The organism is Fructilactobacillus sp. X2R5C3 (assembly GCF_059901325.1).
Genome location: NZ_JBWXUY010000001.1, coordinates 244,272 through 271,197 on the forward strand (window position 1 = coordinate 244,272; position 26,926 = coordinate 271,197).

The following is a 26,926-nucleotide window of genomic DNA, read 5'->3' on the forward strand; positions in this document are numbered from 1 at the left end:
TAAATGTTCCTTGTAGTTACAACTCTTAATTTAAGACTAGCAGGTTATGTAATCGTTTTCAATGCCAATGTATTAGTTTGTGTTTGATATTTGTCTAGACATTTTAGCGTAGTAAAGTTAAACTATTCACATTAATAAGTGGAGGAGCTTAATATGACAGTTCAAAGTAGTTTAAAGAATGGTTCAAAAGATTTATTAGTAATTGGAAATGGTTTTGATTTAGCTTGTGGATTGAATACTAGCTTTGGTGATTACTTTGATAAATCAAAAAATTATAATTTAATTGAGACAAATGACTCTGGTAATAAAAATATTAATTATTCTAATAAGGAGTATGTTGAAGAGTTAAAAAGTGCGGAATCAGATGCATTTAAGCAGTACAATAATGATAATTATGATCAAATTTTACTTATAGAAATTATTCGTGACTTGGCTTCAAATAGAAAGGGACAACGTCAAGATGGTAGTTATAAGGCTCTTGGAAAGAAAATATCTAAGAATAGTAGTTCTTCACTTTTTGATGTTTATTTTTTAATTAATGAGGACCTAAAGGATAATTGGGCAGATGTCGAAACAAATCTATTTGAATTAATTGCAGGAAGGTCAATTGATGGTAAAAAAGTAGGCAATTTCGTTACATTGTCAATGAAACATTTAGACAAATTGAAACAAAGTAGCTATTCTATTGGTAATACTAAAAAAGAAGAATGGGATAACAAGGATACCGAGATTAATGAAATACTTAGAGAAAGTTATGAAGATAATTCCTTAAACTTATTATTTATTATAGTAAGTTTGTTTAGTTATTCTATTAAAGAACATACTCATGAAAAATTTATTGATTTTATTTTCGACCAATTAAAAAAATTTGAAAATAATTTAGGTAAATATATTCAAGAAGAAGATGAAGGAAATAATTCATATAAAAATTCCGCACAGAAATTATTGAATGATTTTGAATTAAATGATGATAATAGAAAATTTAATATTTTAGATTTTAATTATACGAATCCATTTTCTAGGAATTTGGCGGTGAATAATATTCATGGAAATACATCACAACCGATTATTGGAATTGATGCTAACTTAATAAGAAATGACGACGATTTTTATAAATTCAGTAAAACATATCGGATCATGACTAGATCTACGAATAATAAAGAACCGATTTTGCCAGATGATCCTGAAAATATTTATTTTTATGGGCATTCATTATCTCCTGCTGATTATTCATATTTTCAAACAATTTTTGATCATTATGATATTTATAATAGTTCAATTAAATTAGTATTTTGTTATTCAATTTATGATGAACGTAAAGAAGATGAAATTAAATCTAATTATTTTGAAGAAGTATATAAACTTATAAACACTTATGGTGAATCAACAGGAACTCAAAAGGGACGGAATATACTTCATAAAATGATTCTTGAGGGACGTCTTGTGTTAAAAGAAATTGATACAACTGATTTAAAAGCTATTGAACCTGAAGAAGTTAAAACTAAGTAATAAAAGACACGCATTACATAAATAAATATGTAATGCGTGTCTTTTTATTCATCAATCTCCATTGCCATTTTCACCAGCTGCTTCTTAACTGGTCCGATGTTATCACGATGGGCGAGGACGATCAGCGTGTCACCGGCTTTAATCTTAGTGTTTCCATTAGGGATGATGTGGAGATTACCCCGACTAATTGTGATTAGAATGGAGTGGTTCGGCCAGTGGATGTTTTTGACTAATTTGTTTTCAATTGAACTGAATTCGTAGACCGGGACCTGAATCTTGTCCGTCTTGCTGTCAGCGTTGAAATACGTCTTAATGGCTGTCAATCGTTCCGCTAAGGCTTGATAGATTGGTTGACCACCCAGCATGTCGACCACGACGTACGAAATGAGGACCACGAGCGCTAACGCCATGAAGTTCTTGGTGTTACCGACCAGTTCGGTTATTAGCATAATCGAGGTAAAAGGCGCCTTACTGACAGCCGCAAAGTAGCCGGCCATCCCGAAAATCAGCAAGTTATTAACGTATCCGGCACCAAGCAGTCCAGTCTGTGACATAAAGCCACCGTAAGCGGCACCAATCAGTGATCCAACGGCTAAGACTGGCATGAAGAAGCCACCAGGAATTCCGGCACCATACGTAATTAATCCGAAGACAAACCGGACGATTAAGAAAACAAAGATGGCGGTTAAGGGCACATTGTGGGTAGCAACGGTCATAATGACCCGACTACCACTTCCGATGGTAGTCGGAAAGAACATTCCAACGGGAATAACCAGTAAAATCGGAATCGCACACATGAAGTACCATGGAATAATTTTAATCTTAGCGAACCACTTTGGCAGGTCCAGTAGACCTAAATTATAGACGTAGCCTAGAACACCTAGAATAATGCCCAAGATGATGAGCTGCCAGTAGTTCTGGAGTTGAAAAATGTGGCTGTAAAAAATGGGTAAAATTGGTTTTAAGCCGAAAACTTTTAATGAAACAAAGTTTGCACAGATTGACCCCGTGAGTGACGAAAGCCAGACGGCGGGGGAGAAATTGCGATAAACACCCTCCATGACGAAGAACGTCCCCGCTAGTGGTGCACTAAAAGTGGCCGACAGTCCAGAGGCTGCTCCGGTAGCAATCATCAATCGCCGCTCAGAACCGCCTTCTTTAAAGCCCTGGGCAATTCCTTGACCAATGGCACCACCTAACTGAACAGAGGGTCCTTCTCGTCCAACGAAAATTCCGGTTCCAACGGTTAGGACACCAGTGACAAATTTCCGCCATAAGACAGAGACCCAATTAGTTTCAATGTTGCCCGCAAGTTGAGCTTCAACCTGTGGAATCCCGGAGCCTTTAACGTCAGGATCGCCCTTCATGATAAGACCGGTCACGATTGAGATGAGTAAGAAAGTGGGAATTACCAACCACAGAAGATTGAGATTGTGGTCAAGTCCATGATAAATTGTAAGCGACCATTTTAAAGCGACCTGGATTAGGTAACGAAAAGACGCAATTACGGCACCCGTCAGCGTTCCAATAATGGTCGCAAAGAGAACGTATCGAATGTCTGAAAAATCAATGTGGTGTGTGCGTTTCGGCAAGTTGTTCATCTCCATTAAGCAATTACACCAATTGTATCACGATTAATTTCCCCAAATGAATTCGATTTTAGGGTAAAATAATAATATAGAAAAGATTTAATTGGAGGAATTTATGAAGAAATCAGATATTGTTCAAAAGTTAGACTTCTTGTATGTTCTAACCCTAGTAATTTCAATTATTGAAACGGTTTTGTTGTTTCCAATTCTTGGTGGGATCATCATTGTTAGCATGTTGTGGGTTCCACTACTGGTGCTATTAGGTCTCTACATTACTTGTTTCATCATCAGTTCGCAGATGGTGAGTTCTTTAAGTGATGGTAAAGTTAAGGCTGAGATGAATAACATCAAACCAAGATTTATCGTTGGGATTGTCTTGTCAATAATCGCAGTCATTCCAATTGTGGGATGGATTTCACACATTGTAATGGCCATTATCATGTGGCAGGTATTTACTAACATTAGTACGCTTAAGACGAACTTGATTAACGATGATGGAGCTAAGGGTGATTGGAAGGACGTTACCCCAGATTCTGAGAAGCAGAATTCAAACCAGCAAGATTCAGATAACAATTCTAATAAATAAACATATTATATAATTAGTAATTTTATCCTTATACAAGCACAAATACACCTATGGTTTTCATAGGTGTATTTTATTTTCATTAATTTTTCACTAAACTAAACCTTTTTTGTGTCATTGTGTCTGACCTCCACTAAGATAGTACATAGACTTATTAAAATCATTTTTAAAAGTGAAAGTCAATTAGAAAGGAGCAAGGCCAATGAAAAGAATACTGAAATGGACTGGAGTGACGGCTTTCTTCTTTGTCATTTTCGCAATCATCCTTGATTTGGCGGTTGGCTATCTCCTGTTTAACTTTGCCTTTGGGAAGACGGGACTAGCCAGCTTGTACAACGAAAATGCTGGGACGCCCGATACCGAGTGGTTTAGTGATAATCACGCACAGGTGCTACACGAAAAGGCGAGTGATGGGACCAATCTAGTTGCTAGATACGTCCCATCGGAAAAACCAACCGACAAAACGATGATTGTTGTTCACGGTTACGGTAGTAATAGTGAAGAGATGGAATCCTTTATAAAAATCTTTCATGATGGCGGTTATAACGTTCTTGCACCCGATAACCAGTCATTTGGTGGAAGTGGGGGTAAGTACATTGGTTACGGTGTCAAAGACGCTACTAACCTAGAAAAGTGGGCTCGAGTGCTCAATTATAACCACCCCGACGGTGAATTAGGTCTGTTTGGGACAAGCATGGGGGCGTCGGCCGTCATGTACTCTTTACCAAAAATGCCAAGTAACGTGAAGTTTGCGATTGAAGACAGTGGTTATGCCAGTGTGGAAGGTGAGTTGGGTGGCCAATTGAAGCGGCTATTTAACATTCCGAGTTTCCCACTGGTTCCGACGGTTAATCTCTATGTAAGAATGTTTGCGAAGTATAACATGAACGATGGGAATACAAAGAAGACCCTGAAGCACAACCAGATTCCGTTGTTTATCATTCACGGTGACGTTGACAAGTTTGTCCCCGTTAAAAATGCCTATGAGAACTACAAGAACGATGCTGGTCCAAAACAAATCTGGATCATTAAGGGTGCTGGCCATATTGAAGGTCGGAGTCAGGATCCAGATACGTATACGCAAAAAGTCGTCAACTTTTCTCAGCAGTATTTTAAGTAGTTGAATTTAGTGAAATGATTGGTAGAATTGAGACAGAAATGCTGAGGAGATGAGGACCAATCAAAGCCAAAATTAGACTAACAGTTGCGTGTTTACTTGTAATCGGGGTGATTGCTGCATATTTTATCCTGGATCAAAGAGAACGGTTGGTCCTCTTTTTTGAAGGAGTTGGATTAGTTGCTGCATGCGTCCTGTTTGGATGGCACGGAATTAATGAGTTAATCAAAAGAATTTTAAAGGTATTTTAGACCAAAAAAAGACTACGAATTTGAATTCGTAGTCTTTTTGGTTGGTAATTTTAACCGTTACCATTTTGAAATGATGGGTATAAGGTCATTCCACCATCAACGTAAAGTGAGATTCCAGTAACGTAGCTAGCTTGGTCAGAAGCTAACCAAACGGCAGCAGCTGCAACTTCGGAAGGTTTACCAATCCGGTGCATTGGAACCATGTTAACAGTTGATTCGTAAGTCTTTGGATTAGCGAACTTCTTGGCGTTGATTGGGGTGTTAATGGCACCAGGACAAATCGAGTTAATTCGAATGTTTTGTTGAGCAAATTCCATTGCGGCAGTTTCGGTGAATAATTTAACGCCACCCTTACTTGCAGCGTAACTTGCAAATGTCGGCCATGGAATTTGTTGGTGAACTGATGAAGTTTGAACGATACTACCCTTCTTGTTGTGCTTTAAGAAGTAGTTTAAAGCAGCTTTAGTACCCAAGAAAGTACCAGTCAAATCAACGTTAACGACTGCTTCCCATTCTTCAAGGGTAACTTCGTTTGTAGGGGTCTTCTTTTCCATCCCAGCGTTGTTGAACCAAACGTCCAAATCACCAAAGGAATCAACGGCGGCTTGTACTAATGATTCAGCACCAGCATCATCGCCAATGTCGCCTTGCTTAGTAACGGCGTGGCCACCGTTTTTTTCAACGATTTCAACAACTTGGTTAGCTGCATCTTCGTTTTTGTGGTAGTTAATAACCACGTTCATGTGTTCTTGACCCAAACGTTCAGCAATGGCAGCACCAATCCCTGAGTCTCCTCCAGTGATTACGGCCGTCTTGCCTTCAAGATCTTTATACATAACCATATAATATACACCTCTACATTTCTAATCCTGTTAAGCGGATTGGACTTGTTTCTGACACTATAATAACCCATTAAGAGACTAATATAAAGGGGAAAGAACTGATTGACCCTTTAAAATTAAGTTGTGTACATTTTACTTGCGTTATGGTGAATTCCTGCTATCATAAATAGTGAAGATTTGAAGAGGTTCATTTCTGAATCACTTATAGGAGGTTATAAATATGAAACTAACAATTACTGATGACGCAATGGCCTACATGAAGAAAAGATTAGCAGGTGCTAACGCATACCTGTTGGCCGCAAATGACGGATCAAATAACTTCTCTGAAGGTGCCGGCGGTGCTTGCACCGTTGGAGATGCCTTTCAAGTTGTTGGTGTTTCAAAAGCACCATCAGACTATGATGTTAAACTTGAAAACAATCAAGGTGCTGACGTTTTAACCAGCAAGAATGATATGACTTTCTTCGGACCAGGTCTAAAACTTGATTTCAAGAATAACTTCTTACAGTTAAAAGATGACGGTGAAATGATTGATGGTCAAGTTACGACCAACAATCAGGTTGAAAAATAGAATAAGAGATTAATAAGCCAGGGAAGAACCGGAGTAATTGCTTCGGTTCTTTTTTATTAAAAAATGGGATTCACGTCACGTGAGTCCCATTTTCGTTTATTTAAAATGTTTTTTGTAAAATGCCAGCCCAAGGTATCCCAGTAAAAGTAACCAAGAAATAACGCTGATCCAAATCCCAATGATGTGAACGCGGGTGCGGTGATACGTCAATTTGATGGTGTTTGCTCCCTTTTTGACGGGAATGTGGATGGCACGCTTTTGGTCTACTTTAATTGGAACGGCCTGATTGTTAACGGTCACTACGTAGCCAGGGAAGTAAACATTTGGCAAACGAACCCTGGTGGCACTTTCAGCGTCTAACTGGTACTCAATTTGATTGTACGAGGTAGTCCGTTTCTTTTGTTTTAAGCCCTTCTGATTTGGATTCATTTTTAAAATAGAGTGTTCTTTGAGTAGCGGTTCTAGTGAATCGGAAGCATGAGGGAGGTAGTCCCAATAAACAGCCGATTTTCCCACCTTTTCAAATTCCTGTGGTGAAGAAGCCTGAGGTTCCCACGATTTGAGCTGCAAATTGGTGGCAAGTGACGAACAGAGACTAAGTCCTAAAACGCCTAAAATCAGGAGAGCTCCCGTAGAATTGTTTTTGGCAAAAATCTTGGTGATAATTTCTCCGCCTAAAAACGCTAATAGAACGGTGGTGATGATCAGAAAACGGAATGGGAATTGGATCATTCCCACCCACTTTTGCAAAAGGTCCCACGGAAAGAGATTGGAACTAAAAAGCAGAAAGAGCAGTGAGAGGACCGTCATTGATCTAGAGAACAAGTCGATTCGATGCCAGAAGACGAACAGCAAAATGATGATCATTAGTCCGACAATGCCAATGCCAGCGCCATACTGCCACGGTCCGTTCGGAGTGGGACCAAAAAACAGATTGGTGACCGGGATGCTCATGTCTTGGAGGCGACACTTCATGATGGAAATTTCTTGGTCGTAGTGGTAATTCTGAATTAATGGCAGTAAAAAGAAAGCTGACAGAAAAAAGGTTCCGACGGCAGCGGCGATTAGCGCTATGACCCGCTTCACCTTAAGTTTCAATGAATCATGGTTTAACATGATAATAATGATCGTCATGGCGGCAAAGGTACCAGCAATTAAAAACGACAAGAGGTGGGTTAAGACTAAAAATGTTAATCCAACACTTAAGACCCACCACTGACGATAGTTTTTGATACATACTTGATAAATTCCGTAGAGAACAACTGGCAGAAAGACAAACGCCATTCCTTCAGCCACATCAAAGCGAACAAAGAGGTCGAACGTTAGATACGTCGATAAACCGTAGATGATGGCGGATGCGAGCCCAGTCAGTTTCCGATTGGTAATTTTCCAGGTTGCTAGATACATGGAGATAAATACCAGAAAGTGGATTAGGATTAGGTAAAGTAAGTAGGATGTGTACGGATTCTTAATGACCAGATGAATCACGGCCTCGGGTAAGACGGCAAAGATCGGATAGAACCCGTTTAGTGGATAGCCAACCTTGACAAAAGTTTTCGTCATCATCCCTGGAATCATATGTAAGAAGCCACCGTGTTGAACCTGGATGTAACTCTCGTACGCCCGGGCAAGGTGAAAACGCATGTCCTCGCGTGGTAGGACTGGATTGCCAAAGAAATAGGGACTAACGATTGCCACACTTAGAATTAAAAATAAAATCATTGAAAATAGCGTAAAATGCTTATGTAAGAACTTTGAAATGGTAATTCCCCCTTGTGAGTTAATATCATTATTATAGAATAACTTTAAAAGTTATTCTATTTTTTCTCAAAAATGATTGACATTGAGTTTTAAAGCATGTAAAGTAACGACCATTAAAAACAATAAATTAACTAAACGGAAAAGTTGAGTAGACAGAAGAAACTCAAAGAGAGTCTCAGGTTGGTGCGATGAGATGAGTTAGCGCTGTTGAAGATGGACTTGGAGTTTTCATCAGTAAATCGTGAGCTGGTGACGGGATGCCGCCGATATCATGGCCCGGTTATTTTTACAAGTAACCGTTGAGGTAGTCCGTTGTGAGACGGCTATGAACTAAGGTGGTACCGCGGAAGCATTCGTCCTTTTTACAGGATGGATGCTTTTTTGTTTGGTTAATAAATGGGAGGAACGCAGATGAGAAGATGGGTTAAATACTTAATTTGGATTGGAATTATATTGTTTATTGGAATCGCCGGATACTTCAGCTTTTTCCACCAATCAGAAGCTGAAGCGAACACCATTACCGTTGGCATCATGGCCGGATCCAAACAGGAACAGGCCATCTGGAACGAAGTGGCTAAAGACGCCAAGGATAAGTACGGCCTAAACGTTCAGTTTCAGACGTTTACCGATTATTCACAGCCTAACAACGCTCTGACTAACGGAGACATCGACGTGAATGCCTACCAAAACTACCCATTTTTGGACAATTGGAATGACGTCCACCACACGGACATCGTGCCGGTTGGAGATACCGTGATTGAACCGATGAGGATTTACTCTAATCAGTTTAAGTCGGTTAATGAAATTTCCAGTGGAACTTCCATTGCGGTGCCAAACGACACTAACAACGAGTCCCGGGCTTTACACGTCCTTCAGAGTGCGGGGTTGATTAAGTTAAATCCGAAAAAGGCGTTCACCACCGTCAAGGACATTACTAGTAATCCGAAGAACCTGAAGATTAAGGAAGTTGACGCCTCGCAAACGCCACGATTACTGAATTCAGCGGGAGCTTCCGTTGTGAACGGGAACTTCGCTGAAAGTTCGAACCTGAGTCCGAAGAAGGCCATTTATACGGCACCATTTACCAAGGATTCGCATAAGTGGGTCAACTTCATTGCCGCAAAGAAGCGCGACGAACATAGCAAGAAAATCAAGGAATTAGTGAAAGCCTATCAGACCGAAAAGACCGCTAAATTAATTAAGAAAGAGTCCGGGATTAATCAACAAGCGGCTTGGAACCTTAAATTTAAGTAACTCAATAAGAATTCATCAATTAATTGATGAATTCTTTTATTGGTCTGAAACAATGGTTTAATAAATGGTAGAATGAAAAAAACGATGGGAGGGGTCCAAATGGGTTCAGTAGCTACGATTAGAGACGTTGCGTCAGAAGCAGGAGTGTCAACTGCCACCATCTCACGCTACTTAAACGGAAAGACCAACCACATGTCCGATGCTACTGCGAAGCGGGTTACCGAAGCGATCAAGAAGTTGAACTACGTGCCAAACGAATCCGCCAGACAGCTCATTACCAAGCAAAGTCGATTGGTGGCGGTCATTGCGGCGGATGTTGATGATTACTTTTCCACGGAGATTTTTAAGGGTGTTAATTCGGTTTTAAAAAAGAACAACTTCATCGCGGTCTTAATGGACTCCGATAGTGATGAACGGCGGGAACTTGCCACGTTATCGTCACTTAACCAACAAATGTTTGGTGGCGTCTTGATTCAGCCGTTAAGTAACGACCTGGACGCCTTTCAAAGCTCAATTCCCACAAATGTACCGGTGGTCATGTTAGATCGGCAGATTAAGGGCAGTCCGTGGCCGAGTGTGGTTACAAATAACTATGAGGTCAGTAAGAAAGCGGCGCGATACTTTAAAGACCAGGGATTAAGCCACGTCTTTGTGATTACAAATAATGTAAAAAACGTTTCCACCCGAGAACAACGACTGAACGGGATTAAAGCAGTCTATGGGAACCACGTCACGATCATTCAACCGGGAAACGATGAGGCTTCATTTCGTCAGGCATACTCCAAACTGAAAAATGACATCAAAGAAACAAATGGGGGTCTGATTTTTGCTTTAAAGGAACGGTGGCTCTTGAAGTTTTTGCCCAAGTTGATTCGGGATGGAGTCATCCGGAAGTCCGATGGGGTGCACATGACGGGATTTTCCGACACATCACTGGTAGATAATATTGATCCGGGAATCAAGGTTATTAATCAGGATCCGTTTCAGATTGGGGTTAGTGCAGCTCAGATCCTGATTGAGGGGATTGAGAGTGATTCTCAACCGATTGCGAAAAAAATTGAGATTCCAGCCCAATTTTAAAAGAATAAGACTAGCCAGTGCGGCTGGTCTTTTTTTATGGCGTCATGGAAAACGATTACATATTTTTAGAAAAAAGATTGCCAAACAGTATTGACTACTTTTATGTAAACGTTTACCATAAGTATCAATATGAAAGCGGTATCAAATTAAAAAAGGAGTGAATACTGATGCGATTGTTTTTAAATACATGGATCTTTGTAAATGACATCGAAGCCGGTACGAGTCAGGCAGCGTTATTTCCACGCGTGAAGCAAATGAACGTTGACGGGATTGAGGTTCGACGAGAATACATCAAGGATTTTTCAACGGAACTGGATGAGATTGATAATGCCAGATTGAGAACGGGACTCCTTGTTAATTACAGTGTTCCAGACGAACTGTTTTTAAAGGATGGTTCGGTTAATCCAAAATTGAAGCAATACTTCAACGAGGGGCAACGAATGGGAATTACCAAAATCAAGTTTAACGTGGGAAACTTTCGGGCGTTTGACGGTGATTTGTCCCATGCCTTTGACGGGCTACCACTCGATCAGATTCAAATGAACGTGGAAAACGATCAAACCAAATTGAGTGGCAAAATGGCTAATGTTAAACACTTTTTAAACCAAGCGAAAAAGAATGGGCTGCCCATTAAGTACGTGTATGACCTTGGAAACTGGGCGTTTACCCATCAAAGTGCGGACTATGCGGCTGATTCTTTGTACCAGTATACCGATTACATTCATCTAAAGAACGTCAACCAGTTTGACGAAGATGACTTACAGACCGCGGACGATCTAAACGACGGCATGTTTGATTGGAAAAACATCCTGAACGAGTTACCGAAAACGGCGGATTTGGCGCTTGAATTCCCGATGGAAGACGACGAACACGTTGAACGTCAGGTCAAGTTGCTGAGAGATGAGGTGATGTAGCTGATGAATACCGTTATTGCAATTCTGTTACTGATTACCTTTGCTGGCTTTATCTTTTACATTGTTAAAGGTGGGGACCTAACCATTGGGTTCTTCGTCATGGCAATTCTTTGGACCGTCATCGGTCTGATCCCATATCACACCGCTTTGACGGCGGTCTTCTCAACGCCCGCTTTGAAGTACGGTTCGACGATTATCTACATCGTCTTTGGTTCATGGTTCGGACGAGTGCTGGTTGACAGTGGCATTGCGCCATCGATTTCGCAGAAAACGAATAAGGTTGGAAAATCGCATCCCTTACTGGCAGCCATCCTGATTGTCTTAGTTACGGAGCTGCTGTTTGTCAGTTCCTACGGAGTGGGTTCGGTCATTGCCATCGGTGTCATTTTGTTACCAATCCTCTTGTCATTGGGGATTCCACGAGACGTGGCCCTAACGACGTTTGCCTTGTCGATTGGTTCGGCCATGTACGTCAACGTCGTGCTCTTTAATCAGATTAAGGCGTTCTTCCCCAAGGCTCAATACAATCTGCATTACCTTGAATTTGGGTGGGCGGCCATGGCGGTGCAACTAATCGCAGTCATCTTGTTTCTAGTGATGAAACGTCACACGTTCAATCCAAAGAATGCCGAGGCCAACCTGAAGAAAATCGGGGCAACTGACCCGGGAGACGTCGACAAGATTCCGTACATTGCGTACGCTATCCCAGTTGTTCCCGTTATTTTGAACATGGCGCTCGGCTGGGATGCCATTCCGGCCTTGATCCTTTCTAGTATCTTGGCCATGCTTGTAACTGGTAAGATGAATGGTTATAAAAAATTCAAAACGTTTCTTAATGTCACGATTAAACAGTCCATTAATGATATTTCGGGCTTAATTATGTTCTTGATGGCACTGGTTATGTTTGCCGGGGCGGCTCAGTTAAACGCTGGTCGTTTCAAGGGAATCTTCAGCGCCATCCTGCCAAATAGTCACTTACTGCTAGCACTTGGAATCGGGGTTCTTGCTCCCTTAGCATTGTTTAGAGGACCACTTCAAGTCTGGGGTGCGGGAGCTGCGACGGCCGCCGTACTTTCCGCCACCGGAATGTTTAACGACATGTTCTTGTTACCGTTAATGTACGTCCCAACTCTGATGGCGGTTTCAACTGACATCACTCAGTCATGGAACGTCTGGGGTCTTGACTACATGAAGGTTCGTCCCCAGCAACTGTTGAAACTGGGAGTTCCGATCATGTGGATTGTCTCCATTTTAAACGAAATATTAGTGTACTTATTCTTCGGATAGATGATTAAAGAAAGGTGAAAATTATGAGTGAATTTCTGACAATTGGTGAACCAGTGGTGACGTTCGCCTCAACCGATCCTGACGCTACTTTAGCTGATTCAACCCACTATCTAAAAATCCTCGGAGGGGCAGAACTAAACGTGGCCATTGGTGCTAAACGACTGGGACATTCCGCTGAGTATGTGTCTCAAGTAGGAACCGATCCGCTGGGTAAATACGCCAAAGACGTGATTATCGACCACGGCGTTGGCATTGACTATGTTAAAGACGATCCCGATCATTGGACGGGTCATCAATTAAAACAGATGGTAACGCATGGTGATCCCCAGACGTTCAACTATCGCACGGGATCGGCTGCTTCGCATTTAAAACGGGGAGTCATTGACGAGATTAATCTTGACGACGTCAAAATGGCTCATCTAACGGGGATCTTCCCGGCTTTGTCAGCTGAAGCGGAAGGCTCATATCGTGCATTAATGGACCGATTGATTAATAATGAAATCAAGATAACGTTTGATCCAAACCTGCGTCCCGGACTGTGGGGTGATCATGATCGAATGATTAAAACGATTAACGAATTGGCTAAAAACGCTGACATTGTGATGCCAGGTGTAAACGAAGGCAAGGTCCTCATGGGAAGTGATGACCCAGAAAAAATCGCTGACTTTTACCTCCAAAATGGTGAACGCACGAACGCGGTGCTCATTAAGTTGGGCTCGGATGGTGCGTATGTGAAGACCAAAGATGGAGATTCGTACACGGTCTCCGGTTTTAAGGTCGATCACGTCGTCGACACGGTTGGTGCCGGTGATGGGTTTGCGCTCGGGGTAATTACTGCACTATTAGAGGGCAAAAATCTAAAGAGTGCGGTCATGCGAGGAAATGCCGTTGGGGCGCTTCAGGTTCAGACGCCCGGTGATAACGACGGTTATCCCACCCCAAGCGAGTTAAAAGATTTTTATAAAAAAGAACACGTTAGTGAATCGTAAGTAGATGGGAGAGATTATGATGGCTAAAAAAGTTGCAGTACAAGCAAGTTTAGCTCCAGATGGAAAACAGTTACTGAAAGACAGTGGCTTTGATGTCGTGGAATTACCGGACAAAAAGATTTCAACGTTGCTTGATATGGCCGCCGATGCTTATGGCATCCTGATTGGCACGACCCCGTTTCCAAATGACACCATTGAAAAGATGCCGAACTTAAAAATCATTGCTAGAAACGGTGTGGGTTATGACAACATCGATGTTCCCTTTATGTTACAACATGGCATATATGTAACAATTACGCCGCTCGCCAATGCCTCAACGGTTGCGGAGACGACGTTAGCCGAAATCTTTGACGTATCAAAGAACGTTACCAATGATTCGCACGAGATGCGTAAGGGGAACTGGAACTACAAGAAAGATCATATGGGTTTTGATTTAGAAGGCAAGGTCCTCGGAATTCTCGGTTATGGCCGAATCGGCAAGATGGTCGCTAAGAAGGTGAGTGGACTGGGGATGAATGTCATCTACAATTCACCCCATGCTGAAGACTCTGAATACGGTAAGGCGGTTAATCGTGATGCCATCTTTACTGATTCAGATATCGTCACTTTACACATGCCAGTGCTACCCTCTACTAAACAAAGCGTTGGTAAACGTGAATTTGAGATGATGGACAACTCGGCGGTTCTCATTAATTTGGCTCGTGGAGCACTCATTAATACGAATGATCTAATCGACGCTTTAAAGAGTCACGAAATTAAGGCCGCTGCCCTGGATGTGTTTGATTCTGAACCACTACCAATGGACAGTCCACTCTACAAGCTGGATAACGTCTTGTTGACGCCGCACATTGCCTCTAACACGGTGGAATGCATGAACCGGATGGCGCATGACGCTGCCAGTGAAATTGTAAAAGTCCTAAATGGTGAACAACCACAGTGGGCAGTTAAAAAGTAAAAGAATTAATTAAGAACTGGGATGCAATGGTCTCAGTTCTTTTTTATTTAAGAAAATCTTTAAAAAGTAATTGTCATCATCTTTTTTTCACGGTACAATTCAATGCAATACAAATGAAAAGGAGTGATGCATATGCATAATATGTTCAAGAAAGAATCGGTTGCTAGTTTTGTCAAAGCCGATGCTGGCTTAAAGCGAACGCTGACCGCTAAAGATCTAATCGGTCTTGGCGTCGGAGCCGTTGTCGGAACTGGGATCTTTATTCTTCCAGGACACGAAGCGGCTTTACATGCAGGACCAGCGGTTGCACTGGCATTCTTGCTTGCTGCCATCTTAGCTGGGGTCGTGGGTATGGCGTATGCCGAGTTTTCGTCGGCGATGCCCGTTGCTGGTTCAGCATACTCCTTTGGAAGCGTCGTTTACGGCGAGATTATCGGGTGGATTCTTGGTTGGGGACTAATCCTGGAGTACTTCTTGGCAGTCTCCGCTGAGGCCACTGGATTTGCTTCGTACTTTAATAACAATATTTTAGCCGCCATTGGGATTAACATTCCGAAGTTTCTTCAAAGTGGGCCAATGGAGGGTGGTATCGTCAACATCAGTGCCGTTGTCATTACCCTGTTAGTTGGATTACTCGCTTTAATGGGAACTAATTTTTCCAAGAAGATTGAGAACGTTGCCGTGCTGGTCAAGATTGGCATCATTGTTTTGTTTATCGTTGTGGGTGTTTTTTACATCAAGTCAAGCAACTACGTTCCGTTTTACCCGAAACAATTTCACACTCCACCGTTTGGTTTAGGGGGAATCTCAACCGCCGCTGCCACCGTCTTTTTTGCTTTCATGGGCTTTGACGCGTTGGCATCAAATTCGGCTGAAACCATTAATCCTAATAAGAATATGGCCAAGGGAATCCTTGGAACCGTTCTGATTGCGGCCGTCCTATACGTCGGGTTCTCCTTGGTTCTGACCGGAATGGTTCACTACTCACTACTAAACGTTGACGATCCAGCCGCTTTGGCATTCTCCATGGTGCACCTGAACTTCATGAACAAGGCCATCACGATTGGAGCACTGTTTGGGATTTTCACCGCCATGGTCACCATGGTCATCGGGAGTTCCCGACTGGTTTACTCACTTGGACGTGACGGACTAATTTCTAAGAAAATGGGAAAGATTAATCACAAGACCGGGATTCCGACCTACGCGGTTTGGTTAGCTGTCATCATTCAGGCCATCTTTGCCGGGGTCGTTCCTTTGACTCAACTAGTTTCATTGATTAACGCTGGAACTTTGGTTGCATTTGCCTTTATCTCATTTGGAATTATTCCATTGAGACGAAGAAAGGACATCAAAAATACTGGTTACAAGATGCCTCTTTACCCGTACTTGCCAATCCTAGCCGGACTGATGAGTATCTACTTCATCATCATGTTACCGAACGTGACCAAGATTGCGGTAATTGGTTGGTTAGCACTGGGAATTGTGATCTACTTTGTCTACGGGATTCATCATTCTAGACTGCAAAATGAAGAATAATTGATAAATGGGAAGCCGTGAGATGGCTTCTCATTTTTGGTCGTCATGTGATATTTAGCTGTGATAAAATGAATTTATATTATTAAGAATAAGTGAGGAAATTGAACTATGAATAAAAAAGTAGCTCTAGTTACAGGAGCCGGTCAAGGAATCGGAGAGGCCATTGCCAAACGATTGAGTAAAGATGGATTTTCCGTGGCACTGGTTGGTCGTCATTTGGATAAGGTGGAAGAGGTTGCTAAGGGGATTCAAAGTGACAATGGGGACGCCATTGCCATTAAAACTGACGTTGCCAATCGTGACGAAGTTTTTGCAGCCGTTGAAAAGGCCGCTAAACATTTTGGTGACTTCAACGTGATTGTGAACAACGCTGGAATCGCGCCAACCACACCAATTCAGGCCGTTACTCCAGAGGTCTTGGAACAAGCCGAAAAAATTAACGTGGGTGGTACTATTTGGGGAATTCAGGCTGCCGCTAAGAAGTTCAAAGAACTTGGTCATGGCGGTAAGATCATTAATGCTTCATCTCAAGCGGGGATGACCGGTAATGAGAACTTGACCGTTTATGGTTCAACTAAGTTCGCTATCAGAGGAATTACCGAAACAACCGCCAAGGAACTTGCCGATGACGGGATTACCGTTAATGCATATTGCCCTGGAATCGTGGTCACTCCCATGATGAATGACATTGCCCAAAATGTGGCTGATGAAGCCGGGAAACCATTTGAATGGGGAATGGAACAGTTTGCAAAGAACATTGCCTTGAAACGACTTTCAAAACCTGAAGACGTGGCTGGCTGTGTTTCATTCTTAGCTGGTCCTGACTCTAACTACATGACTGGTCAGTCATTGTTAATTGATGGTGGAATGGTATTTAACTAAATAGATCGGAACTCTAGCTTTAGCTGGAGTTCTTTTAATACATACGAAAAGGTGAAAGAAAAATGGTATTAAAAACAAGGTTTTGTCCTAACTGTGGAGCTGAAATTCCAGTTGACGTGAAGTCCTGTACGAAATGTGGGTACAAACAACCTACTATTGATGAGTTGGAAGAAATGAATCAGGAAGAGGAGACAACTACGGTTGAAGTTGGCTCAAATGAAAAACAAGACGATGGTCAACTTAAAATTGTGATTCCTGTTTCAGCTGGTGCAATTCCTGATGGATATGAATTCAATCAAAACGGGTCAGTGGCGTTAAGTGACCACTATATTCCAGATGACGACCAGATTTTGCGGGATTTTCAACAGGAAGCTTTTAATAAAATTAGAGATATTGTGAAAGAAAATAATTGTGATGGTGCCTTTAATCTGGCAATTCAGACTCAAATTGACGGAGATAGTTCAAAAATGTTCATTTTCGCCTATTTTGATATGGCAAATAGTGTAAAATAAAAGTAGATGTTACATTAACATCGATTTAAATACATAATATGGAGGTTTTATGATGGATGACACCAAGCACTGTCCCAATTGTGGTAAATTGTTAAAGGCGGATGTGAAATTCTGTCCTTATTGTGGTCAAGCTCAACCCGAAATGGCTGATGCCCAAAGTAGTCAAAGCACTGATAATCAACAGGCTAATTATGGTTATCAAGAAACTAATAATGAGCAGCAGACTTATCGGCCAGAATCTGATAATGGAGCGAATATTCGATCTGAATATTCATCACCTAACATGATTACATCGTTTAAAGATTACTTTGGGAACATGTTTCATATTTCTGGAAGAATGAGCAGGGCATCATATTGGTGGTCAAGCTTGGATGTTGCTTTAATTGTCTTTGTTACTTGGGGACTTATTGCAATTTTTAGTTCTACAAATACTTCCGCTGGGAATATGATTGCAGGATTATTTACCATAGTATTTATCATCTTATATATCTTTTTATACATCGGTAACATCACTTCCATGTGTCGTAGATTTCATGACATCAATTATTCAGCTGGTTTCTGGTGGTTACAACTGATTCCATTTGTTGGAAGTATCATCGTTTTCATTTTCATGCTGTTTAGCTCTGTGGACGAGGGCAATCGCTTTGGCGGACCAGATGTTAGCTACTTGAAGAAATTAAAATAGTTAGTAAAAAACACTGCTTAATGGGCAGTGTTTTTTTACTAACTATTATTGTTGTGGACCCATAACAAACTGTTTTCCCGATTTCATATTATCTCCCCAATTTATATTAATAGCGGTTTTAGTTAGGTGGAAAGTATCAGTGAGACTACTAGCTAATTGTAAGGGGAGTTTTTTAGGATCTTCGTTAGAATCGTCATTGTTTAGAACTTTATACATGTAAAATGACTGATTTTGGTGTGGTAATTTGGCCTTGATCAAGTAGAAGCTACCATAATTTGCATTCTTTTTATCGTTTGGATGCTTTATGTAAAATTTATATGATTTGTCTTTCGTATTGTACATTAACGTGGCATGTGCTTCACTAAGCTCATCACTTAATGAAGCTCCATTAGGTGCATCATTATCAGGACGTGCTGTATGATTAATCGACTTAATCACGCTACTAGCATTCGTATCCTGATTAGGGAAAACATGGCGCGCCCTAAAGTAGAAGTTCAAACCGAAAATAACGGCGATCACGATCGTCCCAATCCCACCTAGCAGTTTCTTCAAGTTACTTTTATTGTTTTGGGGATGATTCTCAGTCGGAGCGGTTTTGGTTTGTTGCTGGGTAGTCTTGGGCTGCTCAACTCCACAATACGGACAAAAGCTCGCGTCTTTTTTGATCTTTTTACCACAGTTGACACAAAACTTTGTATTATTCATTAGATTTCATCCTACTTTCAAAATACTTGTGAACCCATGACCATCCCGAAAATAATTCCAATGATCATCAAAACGACTGACGCAATTATCAAAATAATTCCAGCATTTTGGTGGTATTTGAGTTCGATTGCTCCAAGCACAATTCCAATAATTCCAAACACGATGGGGACAAAGAGGGTCGACAAAACGGCGGAAATCCAACCGAACACTAGTAGAAGGGTACTGATAGTTTTGGGATTGCCCTGATTGCTAGTAGTCTGGGGTTGCATACTTGCTGGACTTGGTTGTGACTCATTATGCGGGGTCGAACTGATTTCTGGCTGTTTGGCACCACAATATTGACAAAACTTCGTTTCTTTGGGAATCTTCTTGCCGCATTTAACGCAGAATTTTTCGTTAGTGTTATTCATTGAAATAAGCCTCCATCTTGTGATTGAATTCATTATTCACATTAATAATACCATTCCCTTGTTACTCCCGCAATTGAAGGCTGAATTGAGAGAAATAAAAAACGTTCGACTGAATTTATTTTCAATCGAACGTTTTTGAAACGGCTATTTGTATTGTTGGGCTTCCTCATCACTACAGTAGAGCCAGTGACCAGGACGGACTTCCTGAAGGTATTGGTCTTCTTTAAATGGTTGACTATGGTCGAACTTGATAATCTTGTGCTGTTTCTCTGAGTGTGGGTCAGGAACTGGCACCGCTGACAACAAGCTTTGGGTGTACTTGTGAAGTGGATGGTTGTATAACTCATCGGTATCAGCCATTTCCACAATTTTACCAGCGTACATGACGGCGATTCGGTCACTAATGTACTTCACCATTGAAAGGTCATGAGCGATGAATAGGTACGTTAGACCCTCTTTTTCTTGAATGTCCTGCATTAGGTTTACGACCTGAGCCTGAACGGAAACGTCAAGGGCGGAAATTGGTTCATCAGCGATGATGAACTTCGGTTTAACTGCTAGGGCTCTAGCGATTCCAATTCGTTGTCGTTGACCACCAGAGAACTCGTAGGGGTAACGACTGGCATGTTCTTCGTTTAGGTTAACGAGGTGAAGGAGCTCTCGAACTCGGTTATCTCGTTCATCAGAATCTTTAACCAGGTGATTGATATCAAGGCCTTCGGCGATGATGTCCTCCACTTTCATTCGGGGGTTCAGTGAGGCATACGGATCCTGAAAGATCATCTGCATCTGACTACGCAGGTTTTTCATCTGTTTTCGTTTTAGCTTCGAGATGTTTTGCCCCTCAAAGTCAATTTCACCATCAGTTGGGTCGTATAAACGAATGATGTCTCTTCCGGTCGTACTTTTACCAGAACCAGATTCACCAACCAGTCCCAGCGTTTCACCAGGATAAATGTTGAATGAGATGTCGTCAACGGCCTTAACTTCATCGGGCTTTCCGACGTTAAAGTATTGTTTTAAATGTTTAACTGAAACAATGGGATCTTTTTTAGTCATGGTCGTTTTCACCTCGTTTCTTAAATTCAGCCTGGCGCTTTTGAATTGATTCCGGTGGGGTAACCTTTGGAGCTCGCTTATCTAACAACCAGGTGGCGGCGTAGTGGCTGTCACTGACCTTGAAGAAGGGTGGTTGTTGTTCATGGTCGATCTTTAAAGCGTACTTGTTACGGGCATAGAAAGCGTCACCCTTTGGTGGGTTAATCAAGTTTGGCGGGGTCCCTGGAATCGTGTTTAAGCGGTCACTCTTCATTGAGAGGGTCGGCATGGAATCAAGGAGTCCCCACGTGTAGGGATGTTGTGGATTGTAGAAAATGTCGTCAACGGTTCCATACTCGACAATCTTACCGGCGTACATGACTGCTACTCGATCGGCGATGTTGGCAACCACCCCTAAGTCATGAGTGATAAAGATAATCGACGTTCCAATTCTGTCCTTTAACTCTCTTAGTAGCTTAATGATTTGAGCTTGAACCGTAACGTCCAATGCGGTAGTCGGTTCGTCGGCGATTAGAACATCAGGATGGTCAATAATAGCCATCGCAATCACGATTCTTTGTCTTTGACCACCAGAAAATTGGTGGGGATAGTCGCGCATCCGTTCTCTCGCGTTGGGAATGCCGACTTCTTCTAGTACCTCAGCCGCCCGCTTTAAGGCTTTTCCTTTGGACATTCCCTCGTGAACTCGTAGTGGTTCAGCCACTTGATTACCGATGTTCATGGTGGGGTCCAGTGAGGTCATGGGATCCTGAGAAATCATGGCAATCTTGCCACCACGAATCTTGTCCATTTGTTTTTTGGATTCTTTTAAAATATCTTTGCCTTCAAAATCAATTGTACCGTTGGTGATGGTTTCGTTATCAGCTAGAAGACGCATGATCGTTCTCACGGTGATTGATTTCCCTGAACCAGATTCACCAACAAGGGCGAGCGTTTCTCCTTTGTCAAGGTGGAAGCTAACGTCACGAATGGCCTTCACGGTTCCGTTTAGGGTAGCAAAATCAATTGACAGGTTTTTAACGTCTAAAACTTTTTGAGCCATCTTATCTGTCTCCTTTACTTAGATTTTGGATCGAACGCATCTCTTAATCCATCTCCAAGCAGGTTGGTCGTAATCATAATGACAGACAGTACGATTGCTGGAACCCACATTTGATATGGCAAGAAATGAAAGGCCTTCTGACCATCGTTTAGAAGTGTACCAAGGGATGCGTTTGGTGCTGGGATCCCGATTCCAATGAAACTTAGGAAGGCTTCAAAGAAGATGGCCGATGGAATGGTAAACATGGTTTGAATAATGATAGTGGAACTGAGGTTTGGAATCAGGTGTTTCATCGCAATCTTGAATGGTGATTCACCAAGAGTTCTGGCGGCTAGGACGTATTCTGATTCCTTTAATTTAAAGGTCTGAGCACGAACTAAACGTGACATGGTGATCCATCCGGTAAAGGCGATGGCGATGATGATTGAAGTGATTCCGGGTTTTAGGATTAGTAGTAATAAAACAACGACGATTAGGTTAGGAATTGATGAGAGGATTTCAACGATTCTCTGCATGAAGGTGTCAACGGCACCGCCGACCCAACCGGAGATTAAACCGTATGGAACACCAACAAGAAGGTCAACGGCTGTCGCAACAACCGCGATAAACAGTGATAACCGGGTCCCGTACAGAATTCTTGAGAAGAGGTCACGACCAAGGTAGTCGGTCCCCATGATGTAGTAAGTTCCCTTTGGAACGTGTTCTGCTTGATATGCGTTAACCATGTGGCCACCGGCTTCGTGAATCCCATTTAGACCGGGGATGTTAAGTGAACCCCACTTTGGTGGTAAGTTCGCGTACAGGACGTTTTGAGCGTTTGGATCGTGTGGTGAAAGAATCGGGGCGAAGATTGCGACTAGGGCGATAATGACTAAGAGAATCAAAGAAGTCATGGCAACTTTATTTCGAACTAGTCTTCGTTTAACGTCTTGAAAGTACGTTAAAGATGGGGTGTTAATTGATTCCGATTCAGTGTCCAAGTTTGAAAGATCGTCACTTGCGAACTGGAACTGATCTTCAAGTGGTGGTAAGTTTTCGGCCATTATTCTTTACCTCCGTTTCCTAGTCTGATTCGTGGATCGATGATTCCATAGAGAATATCGACAACTAAGATAATGACAACTAATAAGAATGAGTAGAAAATTGTGAGTCCCATGATGGTAGGGTAATCGTTCGTCAGAATGGACTGAACGAATTGATTACCAATTCCAGGAATTGAGAAGATGTTTTCAACCACCAGTGAACCGGTCATGATTGAAACGGCCATGGGACCAACGATGGTGATAACGGGAATCAGTGAGTTTCTAAGCGCATGATGCGTAATCGTCTTTCTTTCCGAATCACCCTTGGCTTTAGCCAGTTCAATGTAGTCACTATCTAAGACATCAACCATTTCAGTTCTCATGAACCGGGCGACGTTTGCAAGTGGAAAGGCCGCAAGTGCTAACGTCGGTAGGATACTAGAACTGAAGTTCTGCCAGAGGGCAACTGGGAACCATTGTAGTTTGTAGCCAAAGTAGTACTGAAGCAGAACGGCTAAAACGAAACTTGGGATTGAGATTCCAAGGATTGAGATGAAGGTGGCACTTGAATCAACCCAGGTATTTTTCTTGATGGCGGCAACGGCACCAAGGATGATGCCAAGAACAGAACCAACGACCATGGCTTGGGTACCAATCTGCATTGAAGGACCAATGTCATGGGCGATCAATTGAGTAACTGGTTGGTTGTTAAATTGAAATGAAGTACCTAGATTTCCGTGGAGTAAATTTCCCATGTAGATTAAGTACTGATCCCAAAGTGATTTGTTTAATCCGTACTTTTGGTTCATTATTGCGATTTGACTTGGCTGGAGTTTTGCCTGGTTTGAGTAAGGCGTACCGGGTAAAAATTTCATCAGGAAGAAGGTAACCGAAGCAACAATGAATAAAGTGAGGACTAGGTAGAAAATTCGACGGATGATGTATTTAGTCATTTTAATTTACCTCTCTTTATTTCTTGTAGGTAGCCGCGAGATTGAAATTCCCGTTTGGTGACAGGTTGTAATTGTGAACGTCGCTTCTGGTAAGAGCAGCGGTGTTTTGCTGGTAAAGTGGAACGACTCCTTCTTGCTTAGTCAAGATGGTCTGAGCGTTCAGGAGGTTCTGCCAGCGGGCTTGATAGTTGCCGGCGTTTTTATCAGATGCTTGTTTGATTTGTTGGTCAAACTCTTTATTGGACCAGTGACCATCGTTCATAGCGCCACCGGTTTCGAAGAGGTTCAAGAAGGTCACTGGATCTGGGAAGTCGGCGTTCCAAGCTGAGACAACCATGTCGAAGTCCCCACTAGAAGAACGTTGAAGTCGGTTCTTAAATGGCACGTTTGAAAGGGTCACTTTTAGTCCAGGCAATTTCTGGAGTTCAGCCTGCAAGAATTCGGATTGTTTTAAGGAAGAATCGGTATCGTCACCTAATAAGGTTAAGTTGAGATTTTTCTTTCCGGTCTCCTTTAGACCCTCAGTCCAAAGCTTTTTAGCTAACTTAGGATTGTAGTCGTTATAATTTGCATCCTGTTTACTTTGACTTTCGTCTTTAAAGTCGACTCCCGTTTGTTTGTTCCAACTCATCTTAGCTGGAACGACACTTGAATCCGGTGTAGCAGTCTTACCTAACACTTGGTTAGAGAGGAGTTGCCGATTGATTGAATGCCCAATGGCCTGTCTAATCTTGGTGTTCTTGAAGAACGGATCCTTCTTCTCGTTCATCTCAATGTAGAAAGTACTTGAAGTTGGTTTCGTTGAGAAGTCTTTTTCGTTTTTCAGTTGGTTAGCTGAATCGCCGGTTAGGCCGTTGTACTGGTCAATTACGTGACTAGAGTACAAGTTAAGTCCGGTATTGGGATCTTTAACAACGTAGTATTTAACGGCGTTCAATCTAATGTTCTTTTGGTTCCAGTACGAGTGGTTCTTACTCTCGGTCCAGGCGGTGTTTCCAACCTGCCATTTATCTAACTTGAATGGTCCATCGAATACCATGTCCTTACTGTTTAATCCATACTGACTTCCCGCTTTTTCAACGACCTTCTGATTAAGTGGCAAGTATGACGCACCAGTTAAGAGAGAATTGAAGTAGGGAATTGGTTGCGATAGGTTAACTTGTAACTTATGGGGACCAATGGCCTTAACTCCTAAGGTCGTTGGTGAAGCCTTCCCGTTGGTAATTTTGTCAGCGTTTTTAACTCCTTCGAAAATGTAGGAGTATTGAGAAGCCGTCTTTGGATCAACGATTCTTCTCCATGCGTAGACAAAGTCATACGCGGTCACGGGGTCTCCATTTGACCATTTGGCGTTTCTCAGATCGAAATTATACTGAGTTCCACCCTTGGTTGGGGTAACGACTTTGGTCGCAATGCCAGGTTCAATCTTGCGGTTATTGTAGCGATAAAGACCTTCCATCGTGTTGTTTAGGTTTTGCGCTCCAATACTATCCGTTACCATACTTGAGTCCATCGTAGAAATAATATCGCTGGAGTTGACTGCCATGTCCTTACTCCCCGATTTACTACTTCCAGAAGAACAACCAGTAAGCATAAGTGCTAAAGCGGCACCAATGAATGCTACTGAAAATATCTTCTTATGGTTCAAATGAAACACCTCCATGTTTGCTGTTTTGCTTTTTGTCGAATATACGCGCGTGTTTCACAAAAGTAAATACGTTTTTTATATTTTTCTTAAGAATCTTAATAAATTTTTAAAGCAAGTGACGTTATATCAACGTTTTTACTTGACGTTACAAAACTTGTGACATGGGTAATGGGAGCTAAATAATGAAAATGATACACATCTTTGATTATGTAACTTTTAGCGGATGAGAATCCCTTTGTGATGGGGTTTAGTTATGCAAGTTTTTGATTAACGATTGAAATTGAGATTTGATTAGGATTGGTCAAGTTAAAAGTATCTCAAACGAGAGGACAAGTGATACAATACTGACAAGAAAAATATTAAGGAGTGATCATTTTGGATAAGAAAGCAATTAATCCGCAAGACCTGGAATGGTATGAAAAAAGTTATGAAGACAAAGACGACAGTCTGGTCTTAGAACGGGCCGTTTCTCATAATGGGATTAACAACAGTGCTGCTGATTACAAGGCTGATGAAAAAATGAAACGAGTTTTCTCAGTCGAAGTTCCCGAACAACACGTTGCTGATCAGAAGCAAAGTGGAAGGTGCTGGATGTTTTCAGCACTTAACACCATGCGTTTTAAGATTGCCGAAAACTACAAGGTTTCACCAAAATTTGAATTATCACAAAACTACGTTAACTTCTGGGATAAGTTTGAAAAATCAAACTATTTCTTAGAAAACGTGATTAAAACCGCTGATCAACCATTAGGTTCACGCAAGATCGACTTCTTAATGGAAACCCCACAACAAGATGGGGGCCAGTGGGACATGTTGTGCGCCATCATTGAAAAGTACGGAGTTGTTCCAAGTTCAACCATGGTTGAAACTTACAATAGTAATCGTTCTGACGAATTGAATCAGACTTTAAACCTGAAACTAAGACGTGATGCCGAAGTTTTGCGTCAAATGGTGAAGGACGGTGCGACCGAAGAAAAGCTTGAATCAACTAAGAGTGAGATGCTAAACGATGTTTACCGCATCTTGGCATATTCTCTGGGTCGCCCAACGAAGCGCTTTGATTTTGAATACCGTGATACTGACAACAAGTACCACATTGACAAGGATCTGACCCCGAAAGAGTTCTTTGATAAATACGTCAACATCAACCTGGAAGACTACGTTTCATTGATTAACTCGCCAACTGGTGACAAGCCCTTTGATCAGACCTACACGATTGAAATGTTAGGCAACGTCGTTGGTGGCAGACAGGTTAAGCATTTAAACCTGAAAATCGATGAATTGAAAGACTTAGCCATAAAACAGCTAAAGAACGGTGAAGCCGTTTGGTTCGGTTGTGACGTTGTCCAAGACTCTGATAGAAAAAAGGGAATTATGGATACGCACTTGTACCATAAGGACGCCCTTTTTAGCACTGACCTAAAGATGAGTAAGGGTGCAAGACTTGACTACAAGGAAAGCATGATGACGCACGCCATGGTGATTACTGGCGTTGACCTCGTTGACGATCAACCAACCAAGTGGAAGGTTGAAAACAGCTGGGGTGAAAAAGTCGGTGAAAAAGGTTACTTTGTCATGAGTGACGACTGGTTCAACGAATTTGTTTACCAAACCGTTATCAACAAGAAGTACATGTCAGACAAGCAACTTGAGGAACAAAAGCAAGCTCCTAAGATGCTAGAACCTTGGGACCCAATGGGTTCACTAGCTAGTTTTAAAAAATAATTAAAATTTTTGTTGACAGATATTGGTCGACGGATTAGTATACTT

At 41.8% G+C, this 26,926-nt stretch carries 26 protein-coding genes and 1 other annotated feature; of the genes, 16 read left to right on the forward strand and 10 right to left on the reverse strand.

Going from position 1 to position 26,926, the window contains the following annotated elements; translation table 11 throughout:
• The first annotated feature begins 153 nt into the window (after window positions 1-153).
• Window positions 154-1,509 carry an AbiH family protein gene (locus AC6UDE_RS01145; protein WP_500696359.1) on the forward strand — a complete coding sequence of 452 codons (1,356 nt, stop codon included), beginning with the start codon at window positions 154-156 and terminating at the stop codon, window positions 1,507-1,509.
• Window positions 1,510-1,553: 44 nt separating this feature from the next.
• Here AC6UDE_RS01145 and AC6UDE_RS01150 read toward each other — a convergent pair whose 3' ends face one another.
• A complete protein-coding gene (locus AC6UDE_RS01150; protein WP_500696360.1) occupies window positions 1,554-3,101 on the reverse strand; it encodes a ClC family H(+)/Cl(-) exchange transporter in 1,548 nt (515 codons plus the stop codon).
• A 112-nt stretch (window positions 3,102-3,213) separates the two neighbouring features.
• Between AC6UDE_RS01150 and AC6UDE_RS01155 the strand changes: the two genes are divergently transcribed.
• From AC6UDE_RS01155 to AC6UDE_RS01165, 3 genes are all read left to right on the forward strand, one after another.
• Window positions 3,214-3,684: a hypothetical protein gene (locus tag AC6UDE_RS01155; RefSeq protein ID WP_500696361.1), complete on the forward strand. Its 471-nt coding sequence runs from the start codon at window positions 3,214-3,216 to the stop codon at window positions 3,682-3,684.
• Between the two features lie 199 nt (window positions 3,685-3,883).
• Window positions 3,884-4,801: an alpha/beta hydrolase gene (locus AC6UDE_RS01160; RefSeq protein ID WP_500696362.1), complete on the forward strand. Its 918-nt coding sequence runs from the start codon at window positions 3,884-3,886 to the stop codon at window positions 4,799-4,801.
• A gap of 107 nt (window positions 4,802-4,908) precedes the next feature.
• On the forward strand, window positions 4,909-5,049 hold the full coding sequence (locus tag AC6UDE_RS01165; protein WP_500696363.1) for a hypothetical protein: 141 nt from the start codon (window positions 4,909-4,911) through the stop codon (window positions 5,047-5,049).
• Window positions 5,050-5,099: 50 nt separating this feature from the next.
• Here the strand turns inward: AC6UDE_RS01165 and AC6UDE_RS01170 are convergent, their stop codons facing one another.
• Window positions 5,100-5,885, reverse strand: coding sequence for a glucose 1-dehydrogenase (locus AC6UDE_RS01170; protein WP_500693605.1), 786 nt, complete (start codon window positions 5,883-5,885; stop codon window positions 5,100-5,102).
• A 226-nt stretch (window positions 5,886-6,111) separates the two neighbouring features.
• On the opposite strand from AC6UDE_RS01170, the gene AC6UDE_RS01175 reads away from it, so the two are divergent.
• Window positions 6,112-6,462: an iron-sulfur cluster biosynthesis family protein gene (locus AC6UDE_RS01175; protein ID WP_500693299.1), complete on the forward strand. Its 351-nt coding sequence runs from the start codon at window positions 6,112-6,114 to the stop codon at window positions 6,460-6,462.
• A gap of 96 nt (window positions 6,463-6,558) precedes the next feature.
• Here AC6UDE_RS01175 and AC6UDE_RS01180 read toward each other — a convergent pair whose 3' ends face one another.
• The gene (locus AC6UDE_RS01180; RefSeq protein ID WP_500693300.1) at window positions 6,559-8,184 is read right to left on the reverse strand and encodes a YfhO family protein; all 1,626 of its coding nucleotides are present in this window, start codon (window positions 8,182-8,184) and stop codon (window positions 6,559-6,561) included.
• A gap of 168 nt (window positions 8,185-8,352) precedes the next feature.
• Window positions 8,353-8,587: a binding site (T-box leader), on the forward strand.
• Window positions 8,588-8,634: 47 nt separating this feature from the next.
• On the opposite strand from AC6UDE_RS01180, the gene AC6UDE_RS01185 reads away from it, so the two are divergent.
• The 10 genes from AC6UDE_RS01185 (at window position 8,635) to AC6UDE_RS01230 (ending at window position 18,317) form a co-directional block, all read left to right on the forward strand.
• Entirely contained in the window at window positions 8,635-9,477 is an 843-nt protein-coding gene (locus tag AC6UDE_RS01185) for a MetQ/NlpA family ABC transporter substrate-binding protein (RefSeq protein WP_500693301.1), read from the forward strand.
• Window positions 9,478-9,576: 99 nt separating this feature from the next.
• Window positions 9,577-10,557 carry a LacI family DNA-binding transcriptional regulator gene (locus AC6UDE_RS01190; RefSeq protein ID WP_500696364.1) on the forward strand — a complete coding sequence of 327 codons (981 nt, stop codon included), beginning with the start codon at window positions 9,577-9,579 and terminating at the stop codon, window positions 10,555-10,557.
• A 167-nt stretch (window positions 10,558-10,724) separates the two neighbouring features.
• Window positions 10,725-11,471 carry a sugar phosphate isomerase/epimerase family protein gene (locus AC6UDE_RS01195; protein ID WP_500696365.1) on the forward strand — a complete coding sequence of 249 codons (747 nt, stop codon included), beginning with the start codon at window positions 10,725-10,727 and terminating at the stop codon, window positions 11,469-11,471.
• On the forward strand, window positions 11,472-12,758 hold the full coding sequence (locus AC6UDE_RS01200) for a Na+/H+ antiporter NhaC family protein (protein ID WP_500696569.1): 1,287 nt from the start codon (window positions 11,472-11,474) through the stop codon (window positions 12,756-12,758).
• A gap of 23 nt (window positions 12,759-12,781) precedes the next feature.
• Window positions 12,782-13,747, forward strand: coding sequence for a sugar kinase (locus AC6UDE_RS01205; protein ID WP_500696366.1), 966 nt, complete (start codon window positions 12,782-12,784; stop codon window positions 13,745-13,747).
• Window positions 13,748-13,766: 19 nt separating this feature from the next.
• The gene (locus AC6UDE_RS01210; protein WP_500696367.1) at window positions 13,767-14,702 is read left to right on the forward strand and encodes a phosphoglycerate dehydrogenase; all 936 of its coding nucleotides are present in this window, start codon (window positions 13,767-13,769) and stop codon (window positions 14,700-14,702) included.
• Between the two features lie 132 nt (window positions 14,703-14,834).
• Window positions 14,835-16,238 (forward strand): APC family permease, encoded by a 1,404-nt coding sequence (locus AC6UDE_RS01215; protein WP_500693307.1) that lies wholly within the window; start codon window positions 14,835-14,837, stop codon window positions 16,236-16,238.
• Between the two features lie 108 nt (window positions 16,239-16,346).
• Window positions 16,347-17,120: a (S)-acetoin forming diacetyl reductase gene (locus AC6UDE_RS01220; protein ID WP_500696368.1), complete on the forward strand. Its 774-nt coding sequence runs from the start codon at window positions 16,347-16,349 to the stop codon at window positions 17,118-17,120.
• A 62-nt stretch (window positions 17,121-17,182) separates the two neighbouring features.
• Entirely contained in the window at window positions 17,183-17,632 is a 450-nt protein-coding gene (locus AC6UDE_RS01225) for a zinc-ribbon domain-containing protein (protein WP_500696369.1), read from the forward strand.
• A gap of 52 nt (window positions 17,633-17,684) precedes the next feature.
• Complete coding sequence (locus AC6UDE_RS01230; protein WP_500696370.1) at window positions 17,685-18,317, forward strand: DUF805 domain-containing protein; 633 nt, start codon at window positions 17,685-17,687, stop codon at window positions 18,315-18,317.
• A 45-nt stretch (window positions 18,318-18,362) separates the two neighbouring features.
• Here AC6UDE_RS01230 and AC6UDE_RS01235 read toward each other — a convergent pair whose 3' ends face one another.
• From AC6UDE_RS01235 to AC6UDE_RS01265, 7 genes are all read right to left on the reverse strand, one after another.
• Entirely contained in the window at window positions 18,363-19,022 is a 660-nt protein-coding gene (locus tag AC6UDE_RS01235; protein ID WP_500696371.1) for a zinc ribbon domain-containing protein, read from the reverse strand.
• 17 nt (window positions 19,023-19,039) lie between these two features.
• Window positions 19,040-19,432: a zinc-ribbon domain-containing protein gene (locus AC6UDE_RS01240; RefSeq protein ID WP_500696372.1), complete on the reverse strand. Its 393-nt coding sequence runs from the start codon at window positions 19,430-19,432 to the stop codon at window positions 19,040-19,042.
• Between the two features lie 144 nt (window positions 19,433-19,576).
• The gene (locus AC6UDE_RS01245) at window positions 19,577-20,491 is read right to left on the reverse strand and encodes an ABC transporter ATP-binding protein (protein ID WP_500696373.1); all 915 of its coding nucleotides are present in this window, start codon (window positions 20,489-20,491) and stop codon (window positions 19,577-19,579) included.
• Window positions 20,484-21,533, reverse strand: coding sequence for an ABC transporter ATP-binding protein (locus tag AC6UDE_RS01250; protein WP_500695433.1), 1,050 nt, complete (start codon window positions 21,531-21,533; stop codon window positions 20,484-20,486). The genes AC6UDE_RS01245 and AC6UDE_RS01250 overlap by 8 nt, the downstream gene beginning before the upstream one ends.
• A 14-nt stretch (window positions 21,534-21,547) precedes the next feature.
• A complete protein-coding gene (locus tag AC6UDE_RS01255; protein WP_500693317.1) occupies window positions 21,548-22,576 on the reverse strand; it encodes an ABC transporter permease in 1,029 nt (342 codons plus the stop codon).
• Complete coding sequence (gene opp3b / locus AC6UDE_RS01260; RefSeq protein WP_500693318.1) at window positions 22,576-23,508, reverse strand: oligopeptide ABC transporter permease; 933 nt, start codon at window positions 23,506-23,508, stop codon at window positions 22,576-22,578. The genes AC6UDE_RS01255 and opp3b overlap by 1 nt, the downstream gene beginning before the upstream one ends.
• A 16-nt stretch (window positions 23,509-23,524) precedes the next feature.
• Window positions 23,525-25,165 carry a peptide ABC transporter substrate-binding protein gene (locus AC6UDE_RS01265; RefSeq protein ID WP_500695512.1) on the reverse strand — a complete coding sequence of 547 codons (1,641 nt, stop codon included), beginning with the start codon at window positions 25,163-25,165 and terminating at the stop codon, window positions 23,525-23,527.
• Between the two features lie 366 nt (window positions 25,166-25,531).
• On the opposite strand from AC6UDE_RS01265, the gene AC6UDE_RS01270 reads away from it, so the two are divergent.
• Window positions 25,532-26,881 (forward strand): C1 family peptidase, encoded by a 1,350-nt coding sequence (locus tag AC6UDE_RS01270; protein WP_500696374.1) that lies wholly within the window; start codon window positions 25,532-25,534, stop codon window positions 26,879-26,881.
• The last annotated feature ends 45 nt before the right edge of the window (window positions 26,882-26,926 follow it).